This window comes from Bordetella flabilis (assembly GCF_001676725.1).
Lineage (GTDB): Bacteria > Pseudomonadota > Gammaproteobacteria > Burkholderiales > Burkholderiaceae_B > Bordetella_C > Bordetella_C flabilis.
Genome location: NZ_CP016172.1, coordinates 927,163 through 942,815, shown reverse-complemented (window position 1 = coordinate 942,815; position 15,653 = coordinate 927,163). Strand labels below are relative to the sequence as shown.

General features: G+C 67.2%; 17 protein-coding genes. 3 read left to right on the top strand and 14 right to left on the bottom strand.

The window, feature by feature from the left end:
• Positions 1 to 26: 26 nt before the first annotated feature.
• From hutG to BAU07_RS04135, 7 genes are read right to left on the bottom strand one after another with little or no spacing between them, the layout of a single operon-like run.
• On the bottom strand, positions 27 to 863 hold the full coding sequence (gene hutG, locus BAU07_RS04165; protein WP_066654412.1) for an N-formylglutamate deformylase: 837 nt from the start codon (positions 861 to 863) through the stop codon (positions 27 to 29).
• 43 nt (positions 864 to 906) lie between these two features.
• A complete protein-coding gene (locus BAU07_RS04160; protein ID WP_066654409.1) occupies positions 907 to 2,298 on the bottom strand; it encodes a formimidoylglutamate deiminase in 1,392 nt (463 codons plus the stop codon).
• Positions 2,295 to 2,969: a HutD/Ves family protein gene (locus BAU07_RS04155; RefSeq protein WP_232338246.1), complete on the bottom strand. Its 675-nt coding sequence runs from the start codon at positions 2,967 to 2,969 to the stop codon at positions 2,295 to 2,297. Before BAU07_RS04155 ends, BAU07_RS04160 begins: the two co-directional genes overlap by 4 nt.
• On the bottom strand, positions 2,962 to 3,732 hold the full coding sequence (locus tag BAU07_RS04150) for an amino acid ABC transporter ATP-binding protein (protein WP_066654407.1): 771 nt from the start codon (positions 3,730 to 3,732) through the stop codon (positions 2,962 to 2,964). The genes BAU07_RS04155 and BAU07_RS04150 overlap by 8 nt, the downstream gene beginning before the upstream one ends.
• A complete protein-coding gene (locus BAU07_RS04145) occupies positions 3,729 to 4,397 on the bottom strand; it encodes an amino acid ABC transporter permease (RefSeq protein ID WP_066654405.1) in 669 nt (222 codons plus the stop codon). Before BAU07_RS04145 ends, BAU07_RS04150 begins: the two co-directional genes overlap by 4 nt.
• A gap of 8 nt (positions 4,398 to 4,405) precedes the next feature.
• Entirely contained in the window at positions 4,406 to 5,158 is a 753-nt protein-coding gene (locus tag BAU07_RS04140; protein WP_066654403.1) for a glutamine ABC transporter substrate-binding protein, read from the bottom strand.
• Between the two features lie 46 nt (positions 5,159 to 5,204).
• The gene (locus tag BAU07_RS04135) at positions 5,205 to 5,948 is read right to left on the bottom strand and encodes an IclR family transcriptional regulator (protein ID WP_066654401.1); all 744 of its coding nucleotides are present in this window, start codon (positions 5,946 to 5,948) and stop codon (positions 5,205 to 5,207) included.
• Positions 5,949 to 6,371: 423 nt separating this feature from the next.
• Here BAU07_RS04135 and BAU07_RS04130 point away from each other — a divergent pair, with 423 nt between their 5' ends.
• The 3 genes from BAU07_RS04130 to BAU07_RS04120 are packed head-to-tail and all read left to right on the top strand — an operon-like array spanning position 6,372 to position 9,209.
• Positions 6,372 to 7,766 carry an HdeD family acid-resistance protein gene (locus BAU07_RS04130; protein WP_066654396.1) on the top strand — a complete coding sequence of 465 codons (1,395 nt, stop codon included), beginning with the start codon at positions 6,372 to 6,374 and terminating at the stop codon, positions 7,764 to 7,766.
• The gene (locus tag BAU07_RS04125) at positions 7,766 to 8,167 is read left to right on the top strand and encodes a lysozyme inhibitor LprI family protein (RefSeq protein ID WP_066654394.1); all 402 of its coding nucleotides are present in this window, start codon (positions 7,766 to 7,768) and stop codon (positions 8,165 to 8,167) included. The genes BAU07_RS04130 and BAU07_RS04125 overlap by 1 nt, the downstream gene beginning before the upstream one ends.
• Before the next feature lie 52 nt (positions 8,168 to 8,219).
• On the top strand, positions 8,220 to 9,209 hold the full coding sequence (locus BAU07_RS04120) for an Lnb N-terminal periplasmic domain-containing protein (protein ID WP_066654392.1): 990 nt from the start codon (positions 8,220 to 8,222) through the stop codon (positions 9,207 to 9,209).
• Between the two features lie 85 nt (positions 9,210 to 9,294).
• Here BAU07_RS04120 and BAU07_RS04115 read toward each other — a convergent pair whose 3' ends face one another.
• From BAU07_RS04115 to BAU07_RS04085, 7 genes are all read right to left on the bottom strand, one after another.
• Positions 9,295 to 9,720: a cupin domain-containing protein gene (locus BAU07_RS04115; RefSeq protein ID WP_066654390.1), complete on the bottom strand. Its 426-nt coding sequence runs from the start codon at positions 9,718 to 9,720 to the stop codon at positions 9,295 to 9,297.
• A gap of 79 nt (positions 9,721 to 9,799) precedes the next feature.
• Positions 9,800 to 10,627, bottom strand: a complete 828-nt coding sequence (locus BAU07_RS04110; RefSeq protein ID WP_066654387.1) for an AraC family transcriptional regulator — start codon at positions 10,625 to 10,627, stop codon at positions 9,800 to 9,802.
• A gap of 186 nt (positions 10,628 to 10,813) precedes the next feature.
• Positions 10,814 to 11,311, bottom strand: a complete 498-nt coding sequence (locus BAU07_RS04105; RefSeq protein WP_066654385.1) for a transporter suffix domain-containing protein — start codon at positions 11,309 to 11,311, stop codon at positions 10,814 to 10,816.
• A 12-nt stretch (positions 11,312 to 11,323) separates the two neighbouring features.
• Positions 11,324 to 12,379 carry a DUF2955 domain-containing protein gene (locus BAU07_RS04100; protein WP_066654384.1) on the bottom strand — a complete coding sequence of 352 codons (1,056 nt, stop codon included), beginning with the start codon at positions 12,377 to 12,379 and terminating at the stop codon, positions 11,324 to 11,326.
• On the bottom strand, positions 12,369 to 13,520 hold the full coding sequence (locus BAU07_RS04095; protein ID WP_066654383.1) for an HlyD family secretion protein: 1,152 nt from the start codon (positions 13,518 to 13,520) through the stop codon (positions 12,369 to 12,371). Before BAU07_RS04095 ends, BAU07_RS04100 begins: the two co-directional genes overlap by 11 nt.
• Positions 13,513 to 15,054 (bottom strand): efflux transporter outer membrane subunit, encoded by a 1,542-nt coding sequence (locus BAU07_RS04090; protein ID WP_066654376.1) that lies wholly within the window; start codon positions 15,052 to 15,054, stop codon positions 13,513 to 13,515. The genes BAU07_RS04095 and BAU07_RS04090 overlap by 8 nt, the downstream gene beginning before the upstream one ends.
• Before the next feature lie 16 nt (positions 15,055 to 15,070).
• Positions 15,071 to 15,652, bottom strand: coding sequence for a PqiC family protein (locus BAU07_RS04085; RefSeq protein WP_066654374.1), 582 nt, complete (start codon positions 15,650 to 15,652; stop codon positions 15,071 to 15,073).
• Position 15,653 lies beyond the last annotated feature (1 nt).

Genomic DNA, 15,653 nt, shown 5'->3' with positions numbered 1-15,653 from the left:
GCGCCGCGGGCGCCAGGGCCGCGGGCCTAACCGCCGTCGCGCAGCCGCAGTACGCCGTCCAGCGCGGTCTTGACCATGCGGTGCAGCAAGGGTTGCACGCGCGCGGCGGTTGCCGGCAGATAGTCGAACGGCAGCGCCTCCTGCATGTAGCTCGACTGCGTCATCTCCAACTGGATGGCGTGGATGCCCTGCTCCGGCTTGCCATAGTGGCGGGTGATGTAGCCGCCCGTGAAGCGGCCGTTCAGCACACTGGTGTAGCCCATGGCCTCGCCCTCGCGCGCGGCGGCGTAGACCGCTTCCGCGACCGCCGGGTCGCAGCTGATGCCCTTGCCCGTGCCCAGGTTCAGGTCCGGAAGCTTGCCCTCGAAAAAACGCGGCAGCACGGAGCGGATCGAATGGGCGTCCCACAGCAGCACCACGCCGTGCTCGGCGCGCAGGCGCGCCAGCTCGCGGGCCAGTTGATCGTGATACGGCTGCCAGACCTGGGCGCGGCGCGCGGCGACCTCGGCATCGCCCGGCACATCGGCCGCATCGCGATAGACGGGCGTGTCGTCGAATGTGTCGACGGGGCACAGCCCCGTTACGCTCTGCCCCGGGTACAGGCTGCTGCCGTCGGGCGGACGGTTCAGGTCGGCAACATAGCGCGAATGCGTGGCGACCAGCACCGACGCGCCCATGCCCACCACGAAATCGTACAGGCGCTCCAGGTGCCAGTCGGTGTCGGGCACATGGCGGGCGTCGTCGGTCCAGCGCGCGGCGATCGCCGGCGGCGCATACGTGCCGACATGCGGCATGGACACCAGCAGCGGCGCGGTGCCTTGCCGAAAGGTGAAGGCGGGGCGGTCGGTCAGGGGTTGGGACATGTCAATATCTCCGGCTGATGATGAATCCTAGAACGGCGCGGCCTCAGGCCTCGGCCACGAGGGTGCGGCGGACCTCGGCGAAAGCCGCCGCGGCGGCGTCGTGCAGGGGATGCCGTCCCGCCTGCACCCGCGCCTGGCCACCCGCCCACACCGTGCGTATCGCCGAGGTGCGATGGCTGCCGAATACGTGGGCCGAAAGCATATCGCGTGCGCCAAGGCCCGCCAGCGCGACATGCCCGGGATCCAGCTCCAGGAAATCGGCCTGCTGGCCCGGCGCCAGCCCGGCCACCGCGCGGCCGCTCGCCTGCGCGCCGCCCGCCACGGCGGACAGCGTCATGGCGGTCGCGACGTGCGGCTGGCCGGGTTCGGCCATCACATTGCGCTGCCGTGTGCTCAGGCGCAGGCCGTACTCCAGCCATTGCAATTCTTCGGCGGCGTTGACGGTGGAATGGCTATCCGAACCGATGCCCCAGCGGCCGGCGCCCTCACGCCAGTGCGCCATGTCGAACAGGCCGTCGCCCAGATTGGCTTCCGTGGTCGGGCACAAGCCGGCCACCGCACCGGTGCCGGCGGCGTCGCGCGCTTCGTCCGGCGTCATGTGGGTGGCGTGGACCAGGCACCAGCGCGGTCCCAGGGGCGCATGCTCCAACAGCCAGCGCACGGGCGGCAGGCCGCTCCAGGCGATGCAGTCTTCCACCTCCTTCACCTGTTCGGCGACGTGGATGTGGATGGGCGCGGTCGGGTCCAGCGCGTCCAGGCCGGCCAGCACCTCGGCCAGCGCCGCGGGTCCTACGGCGCGCAGCGAATGGGGCGCCAGTCCCAGGCGCGCGGCCTGTGCGTCGCAAGCGGGCTTGAGCGTCTCCAGCAAGCGCAGCATCGCGGCGGTGTCGTGCAGGAACCGGCGCTGGCCCGCGTGCGGCGCCGCGCCGCCGAAGCCGCCGGCCTGGTACAGCACCGGCAGGAGCGTCATGCCGATACCGGCCCTGGCCGCGCCGCGCATCACGGCCAAGGCCATCTCCGGCGCGGGCGCATAGGGCTGTCCCTCGCGATCGTGGTGCAAATAATGGAATTCGCACACGCTGGTGTAGCCGGCTTCCAGCATCTCGATATACAGCCATGTGGCGATGGCCTCGGCCTGCGCCGGCTCGAGGCGCGCGGCACAGCGGTACATCAGCTCGCGCCAGCTCCAGAAGCTGTCCGCGGCCTGGCCGCGATATTCCGTCAGGCCGCAGAACCCGCGCTGGAAGGCATGCGAGTGCAGATTGGGCATTCCGGGCACCAGCGGGCCCGTGGCGCGCGCCTGGCCCGGCTCGGGCGACGTGCCGGCGGCCACCTGCGTCAACCGGCCCTGCGCATCCCAGGCCAGCGTTACATCGCGCGCCCAGCCCTCCGGAAGCAGGGCGTCCGCCGCCCACAGACTGCTTGCTTGTGTCATGTCGCATCCCGCATGTGTGCGCCGTCGCTTGACGGCAGTATCTCGATGGCCACGGCGACGAGACCTGCGCCGTCGGCGACGGGCCCCGTCCCTTCGGGCCGCACATCCCACCCTCGCGGCGCCTGCGCCCACCATAGCCCCGCCGACGGCGACAACACGTGGTCCCCGCCCTCGTCCGACGCCACCCGCCATGTGCTCTCGACCGCGAGCAACATCCCGCAGGACGCCGTGGGCAAGGCCGCGCCGTCACGCAGCACGGTCAGGCTGGCGCGCGTACGGCGGCGCCGGCTCATCACATTGAGATCCTGCGACATGCCGCCTTGCAAGATGCAGTCGATGCCTACGTCGCCGGGGAAGGCATACGGTGCGAGCGGTTGCGTCAATGCATGCATGCCGGTCGCGATGTCGCCGCGCAGCACCACGCCGGGACCGTCCAGCAGCATGATGACGCGGTCCACGTCCGGGAAGCGCGAGAACGGACCGCCCGCGTCGATGCGCGCCACGCTGATGCGCCACAGGAAGTCGTCCAGGCCGGCCCCGGGAGGCCAGCAGGCGATCTCGCGGGTGACGCCGCCGCCGTTCTTCCATGGCTGCGGCGGCACATCGGCAAGCCGGAAACCGCGCGGCGCCACGCCGCCCAACGGCCGGCCGTTCTGCGATTCATCAGCCACGTTTCAGCACCGCCTGCAGGAATTCCCGGGTACGGGGTTGCGTAGGCGCGGAGAAGATCCGCGCGGGCGGCCCCGCTTCGATGATGCCGCCGCCGTCCATCACGACCACGACGTCGCCGACTTCCTCGGCGAAACCCATCTCGTGCGTGACCACCATCATGGTCATGCCTTCGGCGGCCAGCACCTTCATCACCTTCAGGACTTCGCCCACGAGTTCGGGATCCAGCGCCGAAGTCGGTTCATCGAACAGCATGACGCGCGGCCGCATGGCCAGCGCGCGGGCGATCGCCACGCGCTGCTTCTGCCCGCCCGACAAGCTTGCCGGCATGGCGTCCGCCTTGTGCGCCAGCCCGACCTTGTCGAGCAGCGCGCGCGCCTCTTCCTTGGCCTGCCGCCGCGGCAGGCCGCGCAGCTTGCGCGGGCCGAGGGCGATGTTGTCCAGCACGCTCAGGTGCGCGAACAGGTTGAAGGACTGGAACACCATGCCCACCTCTTCCCGCAGCTTGTTCAGCCGGGCATCGGGCAGCATGCGGCCGTCCGCAAGCAGCGGCTGTCCGCAGACCTCGATGTCGCCGCCCTGCGCAAGCTCCAGGCCATTGCAGCAGCGCAGCAGCGTGCTCTTGCCGGATCCGCTGGGTCCGATCACCACCACGACCTGCGATGGCATGACGTCCAGGTCCACGGCGCGCAGCACGACGTTGTCGCCGTAGGCCTTGGTCAGGCCACGGATACGGACCATGGGGCGCTGATCGATTGCGTTCATTGCACCATCCCTCCCGCGCGCAGGCGCAGCTCGATACGCCGCAGCAGGAATGTCGTCGCGCCGGTCAATATGAAATAGATGACGGCGATGGCCAGATACACCTCCAGCGAACGGTACGACACCGAAATAATCTTCTGGCCCTCGTGCATCACGTCGTGGATGGTCAGCAGCGACACCAGCGCGGAGTTCTTGATGAGGGCGATGAACTCATTGCCCAGCGGCGGAATCATGCGCACAAAGGCCTGCGGCAGCACCACGCTGGTCATGGCCATGTGCGCCGGCATGCCCAGCGAACGCGCGGCTTCCACCTGGCCGCGGTCGATGGACTGGATCGCACCCCGCACGATTTCCGACACATAGGCGCCCGAATAGACGGACAGCCCGATCGTGCCGCATACGAAGGCCGGCAACATAATCCCGAACTGCGGCAGGCCGAAGAACAGGATGAACAGTTGCACCAGCAGCGGCGTGCCGCGTATGGCCGCCACATAGGCAGAGCACACGCTGTAGACCACGCGCCGGCGGGGGTTCAACCGGCCGATGCCCACCATCAGCCCGATCAGGCAGCCGCACAGCAGGGACACCGAGACGATCTCCACCGTCACCAGTGCGCCGCGGACGAGGTCGGGCCAATTTGCCCAGACCGGCGAGAAATCCAGATCCATTCAGGGCCTCAGTTGCTGAACCACTTCTTGACGATGGCGTCGTAGGTGCCGTCGGCCTTGAGCTGGGCCAGCGCCTTGTTCAGGCTGGCGGTCACCTCCGGCAGGTCCTTGCGCACGGCCATGCCGTAGGCCTCGGTCGTGAGCTGCTCCGGCAGCACGCGCAGGCCGCCCCGGGTACGCACGTACTGGTAGGCGGCGGGCAGGCCCGTGACGGCTGCGTCGGCCCGGCCGATCGCCACCAGGTTGAACATCTGGTCGTTTTTCTCCACCTCGACCAGCTTCACATCGGGAAAGTGCTCCTTCAGGAAACTCACCGACTTGGTCCCGACCTGCACGGTCACCTGCTTGCCGTTCAAATCCTTGGGCGTCTTGATGGCGGTGTTGTCGGCCTTCACCATGGCGACCAGGCCGCCGGCGTAGTACGAGTCGCCGAAGTCGACGACCTTGCGGCGTTCGTCGGTGATGTAGATCGCCGAGACCGCCATGTCATAGCGTCGCGCCACCAGCCCCGGGATCAGGCCCTTGAAGTCGATCTGGGTCCATTCGACCTTCTTGCCCATGGCCTTGGCCAGCGCCTCGACCAGTTCGATGTCGAAGCCGGTGAGCTTGCCGTTCTCCACGTACTCCATGGGCGGGAAGGTAGCGTCGGTGACCACGCGCAGCACGTCCTGCTGGGCATGGGCGGGCAAGGGGGCGGCGGCCCACAGCACGGGACAGAGGGCGAGTGCGGCCTGAAGGACGCGGCGACGGAGGGCTTTCATGTACAGCTCCTTGGAATTCAGGACACGTCGGTCCGGGATGATGGGTTCAACTCAGGCTCAGTAAACGGGACACCCGCGCGGCGGCCACGACGACCAGCTGGATCAATTCGGCTTCACGCGGCAGCGCGCGCGAAATCGGCGCCATCAAGGTCATGCAAGCCGCCAACCGCTGGCCGGGACCGAAAAGCGGTGCGCTCGTCCCCCACACGCCCTCGTCCACTTCATTCTGGCTGCTGGCGTACCCCGCCTTGCGGATGGCCGCCAGCGCGGCCCGGTCCGGACGCTGCGGGTCGGGATCCTCGCCTTTCCAGGCATCGAGCACGGCATCGCGCCGTGCAGGGGGCAGGTGCGCCAGCAGGCACTTGGCCGTGGCTCCCTTGCGCAGCGGCACGCTGCGGCCTTTTTCGAAGGAGCAGCGCAAGGCCTGCGGGCTCTCCAGCATGTCCAGGCAAATGGCCCGGTCGTTCACCGCGACAATCAAGCCCACGCTTTCGTGCGACTGCGCCACCAGGCGTTGCATGTCCGTACGGGCCATGTTGACCAGTTGCGAACTGGCGTCGAAACCTTGCGCGAGTTGCAATCCCATGGGACCGGGCGCGTAGCTGCCTTCTTCTTCCTGCACAAACCCCCAGTGCTTCAGGCGCGCCAATTGGCGATACAGGGAGCTGCGCGGCAAGCCCGTCAGGCGTGCGAGCTCCTGCGCCGTCACGGGCCCACCGCACTGAGCCAGCGTTGCGAGGACGAGCAGGACGCGGTCTTGGGAGACGGGATACGACGTGGGGGATGACATTGCGATGGAGTATCCGGGCAGACGCGGCGGCAAGCAAAGGCCATATTCCCACGGAGTGGGACAAGGCGCACGTTTTTGAGGCGCGACGGTGGGAGCCACGGCACGCGTAAGCCCTTGCTGGCCAAGGACAATACGCGAAATACGGGAAAACCCCATACGGTCCGGCATTGCCCCCGTCCCGGCATATGGGAAACGCAGGCACCCGCAGCTGTGCGGCGGGGGCGCGTCGCGACGGTTCGAGCGGACAGGGCCGGCGCAGAAATATCCGGTTATGTAATGGCCGTCCCAGACATTGACGCCCAGGGTGCCGCCCCTTATTTTTACCAAGCCCCCAGGCGTCGTGCGCCCACGGCCAGGGCCCCGCACCGTCAAAAGGAAAAGCCCCATGCAACACCGTCCCACTCCCTCGACCGAGCGCTGACCATGGGCAGCCTCGTCTTGTTGCTGCTGGGTGTCGGTTATCTGCGCGAGCGCGCCCGGGCCCTCCTCATCACCGGGTCGTTGTTCCTGCTGGCCGGCATCGTGGTATTCATCGATGCGCTGGACAACGCGCTGTATTTCCCCCTCAATCTGTTCGCTCTCCTGTTTGTCGTCGACGGGCTGGCGACGCTGGTGATCGCGCAGTCCGGTGTGGGCGGGCAGCGCGTGCTTCGCTATGCCAAGGGGGTATTCGTACTGCTGGCGGGCGCCTTGATACTGGCCGGCCATCATCACGGCCATTTCGCGCTATCGATGATTTTCGGCAGCCTGTTCCTGGTCGACGGACTGATCCAGTGCATCGCCGCCTATGTCGTCCGCTATGAGCGCTGGCGCTACGTCTTCGCTTCCGGCGTGGCCGAGGTATTGCTGGCCATCTTTTTTTTCCAGCCCTATCCCACGCACTATGTGGGCACCGTGCCGTATTGCCTGGGGCTGTTCCTGGCGATTTCGGGGCTCAAGCTGCTGTGGCTGGCGCGACGCGTCCGCAACCTGGACACCAATCCTGCCCTCGCCGCGAATCCGTCGCCAGGGTTCATGCCGACGCGCGCAGAAGGCCCCGTGCAGACGGTGTTCGACGGCCCGCCCCTGGAATCGGAACGTGCCCTGACAGTGCATGTCTGGACACCATCCGGCTCGGCCAAGGCCCAGACGCGCCACTACCCGGTGGTGGACCGCTACATCGCGGCAGTCGACGTCAACGGCGTGGTATCGACGGGCCATGCCGCACTGGAATCGCCCGAAGGCGTGTACGTCAGCCTGTATCCGGCCCAGGAGATCGACCACTCCCCGGACCAGTTCGGCGCGCTGCTGCGCGCCACCGCGGATAACAATGTGCCGGGGGTATTCCAGCCGGACTATCCGACGGAGTCCAAGGCCTGGTGCCCATCTACGGTGCAGGTGCGCATTCGCAATTACGACGCGGCCAGGCTGCAGGCATTCTGGGATGAGTATCGCCGCGACACGACCTACAACCTGACCCACCGCAACTGCTCCAGCTCGGTATCCCGCGCGCTGGAAGCGGCGCTCGACGGCGTGGTGGGTCGCTTGCACGGAGATGCCGCCGGCTGGCGCGTCCTGCTGCGCCTGCTGCTCACGCCCGAGCTGTGGGTGGCGGCGCAGATCCGCAAGCGCGCCCTGACCATGGCGTGGACTCCCGGCCTGACGCTGGACTACGCCCGCGCGCTGAGCATGCTGGCCGATCCCCGCCCCTTCGGCTGGTGGAAGATGACACAAGCCGCCCTGCGGCAGATCACCGCGCGACGCGCCGGTTGGCGCAGCGAGGACCGCGAAGCCAGCGCGCGCAACGCGCGTGGGCAGTCCTCCAACGGAGTCCGATAATGCGTATTGCTTTTTCCTGCCTGCTCTTCCTTGCCGTGGCGTCCGCGGCGCATGCCGCGTCTTCATGCGAGCAGGCGGCGAACCAGGCCGCCCTGAACCAGTGCGTCGGCCAGGCCTACAAGGACTCGGATGCGGAACTCAACAAGGTCTACACGACGGTCATGGGACGCCTGAAGGACGACAAGGCGCTGTCGCGCAGGCTGGTGGCGGCGCAGCGTGCCTGGGTCGCCTTTCGGGATGCCGAATGCGGCTTCCAGACCGCCGGTACGGAAGGCGGCAGCGCGCATTCGATGGCGGTCGCCATGTGCCTGGACGGCCAGACCCGCGCGCGCACGGACACGCTGCGTACCTACCTGGAGTGCGAAGAGGGTTCGCTCAATTGTCCCGTGCCGGCGCAGTAGTCCTCCCCGGGGCCGCAGGGCTATCGCGGCTCCAGCGCATGCCTGCCACGCCATGATCCTGCAGACGGCGATCATCCTCGCCATACTGGCCGGCGCCGCCTGGGGAGCGTTCGCCCTTTGGTTTCGTCCGCCCTGGGCAGGCCGACCGCGCGCCATCCTGCCGGCGGCGTGGCTTGCGCTCGCCATGGCCGCGCTGTCGGGCCTGGCCTACGGCCATTCACTGCCTGCGTGGCTGTCCGCCGCTGCGCTGTTGGTCCTTCTGGCATGGTGGTGGCTGGGTGTGCGCCCTTCCAACGAGCGCCCATGGATGCCCGAGGTCGCCCGCCAGACGCATGGCTCGGTGCACGGCGACCTGGTCAGCTTGCACAACGTCCGCAACTTCGAATGGCGCTCGGCGACCGATTACGACGCCCGCTGGGAAACTAGGGTCTACGACCTCTCCCAGCTCCACTCCGTGGACCTTGCGCTCTCATACTGGGGCCGGCCCGCTATCGCCCACGCCATGGTGTCGTTCGGCTTCGGGGATGGGCAGTACGTCGTATTCTCGGTCGAAATCCGCCGCAAGCGGGGCGACAAGTTCTCCGAGATCGGCGGCTTTTTTCGCCAGTATGAGTTGGCGGTACTGGCCTCCACCGAAGAGGACAGCCTGAGGGTACGCACCAATGTGCGCGCCGAAGACGGCTACCTGTACCGGGTGCAAATGCCGGAGGACGCCGCGCGGGCGTTGTTTCTGTCGTATGTGCAGACGGCCAGCCAACTCGTCCGCGAGCCGCGTTTCTACAACACCCTGACCGCCAATTGCACGACCATCGTCTATCAGTTGGCCAGGCAGATCGTGCCCGGCCTGCCCATGGACTACCGGCTGCTGCTGTCGGGCTACCTGCCTGAATATCTTTACCGCCTGGGCGCACTCGAAGGCGCGAACAGCCCGGCGGCATACCGGCGCGCCGGCCGTTACACAGACCGGGCGCGTGCCACCTTGCGGGCGGAGGAGTATTCGCGCAACATCCGCCGTGGCGTTCCGGGCGTGACGGCGACATAGCTGAATGCCGTGCCACTACGCGCCCGCCATGCGGGCAGGCGGGCATGCTGACATGCGGGTCCGGTTCGCTATCCCTGGCAGCGCTTCAAATCCACTGGTCGTTCAAAACGGTGCGTTCAGTCGCCGCGCCGTCGCCGGTATTCACCACGCCGCGCGGCTCGATCAGCAGGAGCCTGACTTCCGTCTGCGCGACGGGCTTGTGGTCGACGCCCTTGGGCACGACCGCCATCTGACCGGCGCGCAGCACCATCGAGCCGTCGCCGGCAGGCCCTCCCCGAAAGTCGATACGCAAGTCGCCGTCCAGCACGATGAAGGTTTCGTCGGTATCGGCATGGCTATGCCAGACGAACTCGCCCGCGAGCTTCACCACCTTGAACTGGTAGTCGTTCATTTCCGCGACCACGCGGGGCTGCCAGTGGTCCTCGATCAGCGCGATCTTGCCGACCAGGTCGATGACCTGGCATTGCCCGCGCGCGGCGGGTCCAGTGTGGGGATTCGTAAGCCTGGGCATCGTTCTCTCCGTTTGGTCTGCGATGCGCGCAGCATACGTCGCCAACCCGAAGCGGTATTGAACGATCGTGGGTGCGGTCTCAATCCCGCGAAACGTTACCCGCAATCCGCAGCCAGCGCCCGGGCGTAAGCCCGAACGTCTTCAGGAAGTGACGGGTCATATGGCTTTGATCGGCGAAGCCGGCGTCCACGGCGGCATCCGCCAGCGAAGTACCCGCGAGCAGCATACGGCGCACCGCGTCGAGGCGACGCATCGTCAGATAGCGATACGGGCTCGTGCCGTAAAAGGTGCGGAAATCGTGCGCAAGACTCCACCGGTCGCGACCCGTGGCGGCCTCCACTTCCTGCAGCGTGACCCCATGCGCGCAGTTTGCGTGGAGAAAATCGCGCGCCCGGCACGCCGCCAGATAATCGCCTTTGCCCCGCGCGCGCGGCACGCCGGCCGCCGCGGCAAGCGCGTGCGCCAGCTCGGCCAGCGCATCGCCTTGTTCGAGCGGCTCCAGGGTATGGCCGACATGCTGCAGCAGGGTCTCGGTCGCCTCCGCCAGGCGGGGATCGGTCGTCACGCCGCCTTCGAGAAAGGGCAGCGGACAACCGCCCAGGACCTCCTGGAACAGCGCGGGCTGCACGTAGACCATGCGATAGCGGAAGCCCTCGGCCGTACCGGCCTGGCCGTCATGCGCCTCGTCCGGATGCAACACCATCGTGTTGCCCGGCAGGCTGTCGCGCCGGCCGCGCCGATAATTGAAGCTCTGCACGCCCGCCAGCGTACGTCCGATGGCATACGTATCGTGGCGATGCATGGCATACGCCTTGTCCTGGAACCAGGCTTCGATGCGCTCGACGCCCTCCATCGGGTAGGCGCGCATTACCCAGTCCGAAGACGCGGATGCGGGTTTCCGGGACATGATCAGTCGCAATGGCAAACGGAAAGAAGGTGGGGTTCGCGCAGGCGCGACCAGGAATGCGATTGTCGCATCCCTGGCCCCGCATCATGGGACCGCCCGGGCATCCTTGCGCGGGCCGCCAGCCACGATCCGAGTCAAGCCGCGCCATCCGCCGTACCCGCCTTCCCTTGCAACCGCGTCCGGCCCTCACGCCGTGCGACTGAACAGCGCGCGGATCTTGTTCCAGAAATCTCCGCCCAGCACGAAGAAGCTGGCTACAAGCATGAGATCGGCCAGGAGCTGGAGCTGCCACAGGTTGGGCCGGAGCCCCGGCCAGATATTGTCCACGTAAGGCTCGAGCATCGCGGATATGAGGGGCAGGCAGAACATCACCATGCCGATGGCGTGCCGGGTCGGCCCCACCTTTTGCACCGGCGCCAATCGTCTTGCATGGCCGGACAGGATCGCCTTGAGTTGCTGGAACCCGTCCTTGCCCATGACCGCGATGCAGGTGAGCAGCAGGACCTTGTTGGCGACGAACAGGGCGCCCGTCAGCGCCGCCAGGCGCGGCCCCGACATTCCGGCGGCGGCGGCCAGCGGGATGGCGAGCCACAAGGCGAATGCGAATATGAAAATGCCTATCCCGGCCTTGAAACGCCACGTGGTCTCCTTGCGAACCGCCGGGTCGATGTTCGACGTTGTCATGGCCTTACTCCTCTAGGGCGAATTGAAAGCCGCGGACCGCGGCTCCCGACGTCGTTGCTCCAGCAGGACCAACATCAGCCAGGCATATAGCGAAACAGCGATGAAAAGGCCCATGCGCACCGCGAACGCGGTGTACACGTCCTTGCCTGCAAGGCTGTCCTGAACGGATTGACCCAGCAGGATGATCATGGTCACGAGGGTGTTCAACCAGAAGCTTGGGGGCTGTCGCGTCGGGCTCGATCCATAGAGCTTGCGCCCGATCGACAAACCGAATAGCAGCGTCCATACGAAAAACATCCACAGGTTCACGACCAGCCCGAGCACGCCCCAGAACAGGATGGCCAGCAGGCCGGCGAGCAGGGTCGAGCCCAGCAATTCGCGCACGGCGCCGCGAACGGTGGTGGTGCAGCTTTGGCGTCCCAGGCTTACCGACTTCATGATGACCGGCAGGTAAGCCATGGGATCGCTCAAGGCGAGCAGGTAGGCGGGCAGCACGACCAGGACCGCGCGCCAGGCCATCCACCCGGTCTCGCGGTCGGTCGGGACAGGCGGCGCAGGCAAGGCCGGCGCCCCCGGCGGCTCTGGAAACAGCCAATGGCAGAAGGCGAACGCCAGCAGGGCGACGGATAAGCCCTTTACCAGCGCGCCGACAACCAGAAGCGCAAGCTCGAAAGCCACGGTGCCCGCCGCGGAAATCATGGTCAGCCCGATCACGAGGAACAGGGAAACCAGGTTGTTGCCGCCGCGCAGGCCATAGCGGAACGCCAGGAAGAGGCACAAGGCGATCACCAGCACGCCACTGAAGGCGTAATGGCGCAACAGCGGTATCAGCAGCAGGCCGCTACCCGTAGTGAACAGGACCATGAGCAAGAGACCCAGCGTCGCCTTGAACGACAGGGGTCGGTTCAACATGGCAAGCACGAACGCGGCGAGTACGGGGGCGATCATCGGCACCGGCAGGTCCAGGCCGAAGCTGACGGCCATGGACAGCGCGGTGCCGGTGCCCAGGCGCAACGCGCGCTGGCCGCGCCGCCGCTCTTCCAGGCCAAGTCCGCTGTCAGTAGACATAGGAGAACCAGCTCATCACCCGCAGGTAGAGCCGTCCAAGGAAATTGAGCGGATTACCCGAGATGGGAAAGGCCATGACCTCGGCCTGCCCGCCCGCGCGAACGCCCCGGAACGTCGCCAGTTCGCCCGGCTTGATCTCCACGATGACAGGAAAGCGTTGCGCGGGGCGCAGCCAATCGCGGCTGTTCTGCACCATGGGCAGGTTGCCGGGCGCGGTGTTCAGGCCGACGCTGACGCCATAACCGACGCTGCGCACGTGGCCCGCGAGTATCCGTCCGGGCAAGGCGTCCAGGACAATGCCCACCGGCGTGCCGGGCTCGACATATCCGAGGTTGTTCTCGGTCATGTCCGCATTGATCCACACGTCATGGATGGCGATCAGCGTCATGACGGGGGCACCGGCCGCGGCGAACTGGCCCGTATCGGTACGTAGATCGGTGATCAGGCCGGCGGAACGCGCACGTACCTGCGTGTTCGCCAGGTCCAGTTCGGCCTTCTCCAGGGCCGCGGCGGCGCTGCGGAGCTTGGCGTTGTCCTCGTCGCGGCCTCCTTCCTGCTCGCGGGCGCGCTGCACCTCGGCACGCGCCGCGGAGACCTGGCTCGTGGCCTGTTCCAGGCCGGCACGCGCCATTTCCAGGCGACGCAGGGAAACCGTTCCCCGGTCGTCGCGGTACAGGCGCTCCAGCCGCCCGCTATCCTGGCGGGCCCGCGTTTCATTCGCCAGGGCGGCTCGCAGCGAGGCCTGCGCGGCGTCCACGCCGGCGGTGCCCGCGCCGATCTGACGGCGCGTGGACTCCAGCTCGGCGCGGGCACGGTCGACTGCGATCCTGTAGTGCTCCGGGTCGACATCGAACAGCGGCGCGCCGGCCTGGACGTCCTGGTTATTGCGCACATACACCCGGGTCACCCGACCCGAGACTTCCGCGGCCACGGGGATGACGAAAGCCTGCACGCGCGCCTGCTGCGTGTAGGGGGTGAAGCGGTCGGCCAACAGGTACCAGGCCAGGCTGAGAAGGATGAGCAGTACGACCCACCGGACTGCCTTCCTGGCCGGATCGGCGGATACCGCGGGCGCGGCCGCCTGAGCGGGGGCTGGCGACGCCGCGGGGCCGGCAGTGGATTGACCGGAGGGATCATTCATTGGAAACCGCCCTGCCGGCGGGCATCGCGGCGCTGCCGGGTGAACGTCCCGTCTCGTTCAACAATTCACCCCAATCGGTGCGCTGCTCCATCTGCCGGCGCATTGCCTGGCTCACCACCGGTTGGCCGCTATACCAGCCGCCGCCGAGCGCCTTGTACAAGGCGATCACATCGCTCACGGCATTGCCGCGGTTCACCACATAGGCGTCCTGCTGGTTGGCCAGGGCGCGCTGCGCGTCCAGTACGCGCTGGAAATCCGAGTAGCCTTCCCGGTAAAGCGCATTCGCCAGCGTCAGCGAGCGCTGGGCCGCCACCGACGCATCGCGCAGGATGCCATCGCGCTCCAGTGCGTGGATCAGTCCACTGGCCGCGTCGTCCGCTTCGCGCGCCGCCGCAAGCACGTCGTTCTGGTAAGCCACGATCAACTGCTGCAGCCGGGCGTCCTGCACTCGCACATTGTTCGTCAGGCGTCCGTGGTCGAACACGTTCCAGCTCAGGCTGGGGCCGCCGACCAGCGCCACGACATTGCTGCTTCCCGGCAGCGAGGTGGCCGACCAGGCGATGCTGCCGAGCAGGCTGAGCGATGGGTAGAGATCGGCTTCGGCCACACCGACCAGCGCCGACTGGGCGGCGATCTGCATTTCCGCGGCGCGTATATCGGGACGGCGCAGCAGCAGTTTCGCGGGCACGTCCTGCAGGATGGCGCGATCGACCAGGGGGATCACCCCTTCTTTGTGGGCCAGCTCCGGCATGGGCCCGGGCGGCCGGCCGATCAATACCGCGAGGGCGTTGCGGGTCCGCGCGATCTGGCTTTCGAACTGCGGGATGCTGCCCAGGGTGCCCAGGTACTGGGTCTTCGCTTGCTGCAGGTCGAGTTCGTCGGTCTCTCCGCTCTTGAACAGCCGATCGGTAATCTCATAACTGCGGTGCTGGAGCACGGCGTTGTCGCGCGCGATGCGCAGGCGCGCCTCCGCGGTGCGCAGCGCGAAGTAGGTCTCCGCCACTTGCGCATGCACCAGAACCAGCACATCCTCGCGGTTGGCTTCGGACGCGAAGAAAGAGGCATCGGCCGATTCGATGGCGCGGCTGAAACGTCCCCAGAAGTCCAGTTCCCAGCCGATGTCGAAGCCGGCGCTGTAATCCCAGAAACTGCGCGGCAGGGGGTTCGCCTGGTTGGATTGCCGGCGCGCCTGGTACAGCGCGTCGGCCCTGGCGACCTGCACCTGAGGGTAGCGACCGCTCCTGGCGATGCCCAGCTGCGCACGCGCTTCCATGATTTGCAGGCCGGCAATCTGCACGCTGCCATTGTAGGCGTCGGCCTCGGCCATCATGCGGTCGAGGACCGGGTCGCCCAGGACCTTCCACCATTGTCCGGCGTCGGGTTGCGCGCCCTGCTCGCTGGCCCGCTCAAGCGCCGGCGTCGCCCAGTGTCCGGCCCAGGGTGGGCGTTGTTGCTGGAAATCGGGCCCCACGCGCATGCAACCGCTGATGCAGAGGATGCCGGCAAGCAGTAACCCGATCCGCGGCTGTTCCATACGCAGCGCTCATGCGTCAAGGTCGTTGTGTCGCGCGTATCGCACGCGTAATGTCCGCGCTGACAACGCCGAGTGCGCGGCTGTGCGCATCCACCAGGGCGTCATAGCCCGGCCCGCCCGTCGGCTCGCGCGCGACCGTGCGCCCGCTTACCGGATGACCTCGATCGGACGGTTGCACCGTCCACACCGCCACGATTGCCGCCGTGTCGCCCAGCGCCGACTCGAAGCTCTGCACATCCACCGACACGCGATAAGCCTTCGTCTCCCCCGACCATGTCGGATACCCTGACACCAGCGCACCGGGAAACGCCCGGGACAGGTCGGAAGCCAGCACACGGGTCACTTGCGACTTCAGCGGCTCTGCCCAGCGCGCGAACTCGTTGATGTCGACTTGCGCCGCGTCGACGCGCACCACGATCTGCGGGCGGTCCACCAGGTCGGGCACGGTGACCGACTCGATTGCGATCCTGAGGGACCCCGTGGCCTGTACAGGATCCTGCGGCGCCTGCACGCCGAGGGTATAGAACTTCGCCTGCGGCGAATCCGCACATCCGCCCGCCAGGAGGGCAAGGACAATTGTCACGAACAGGGATCGCATC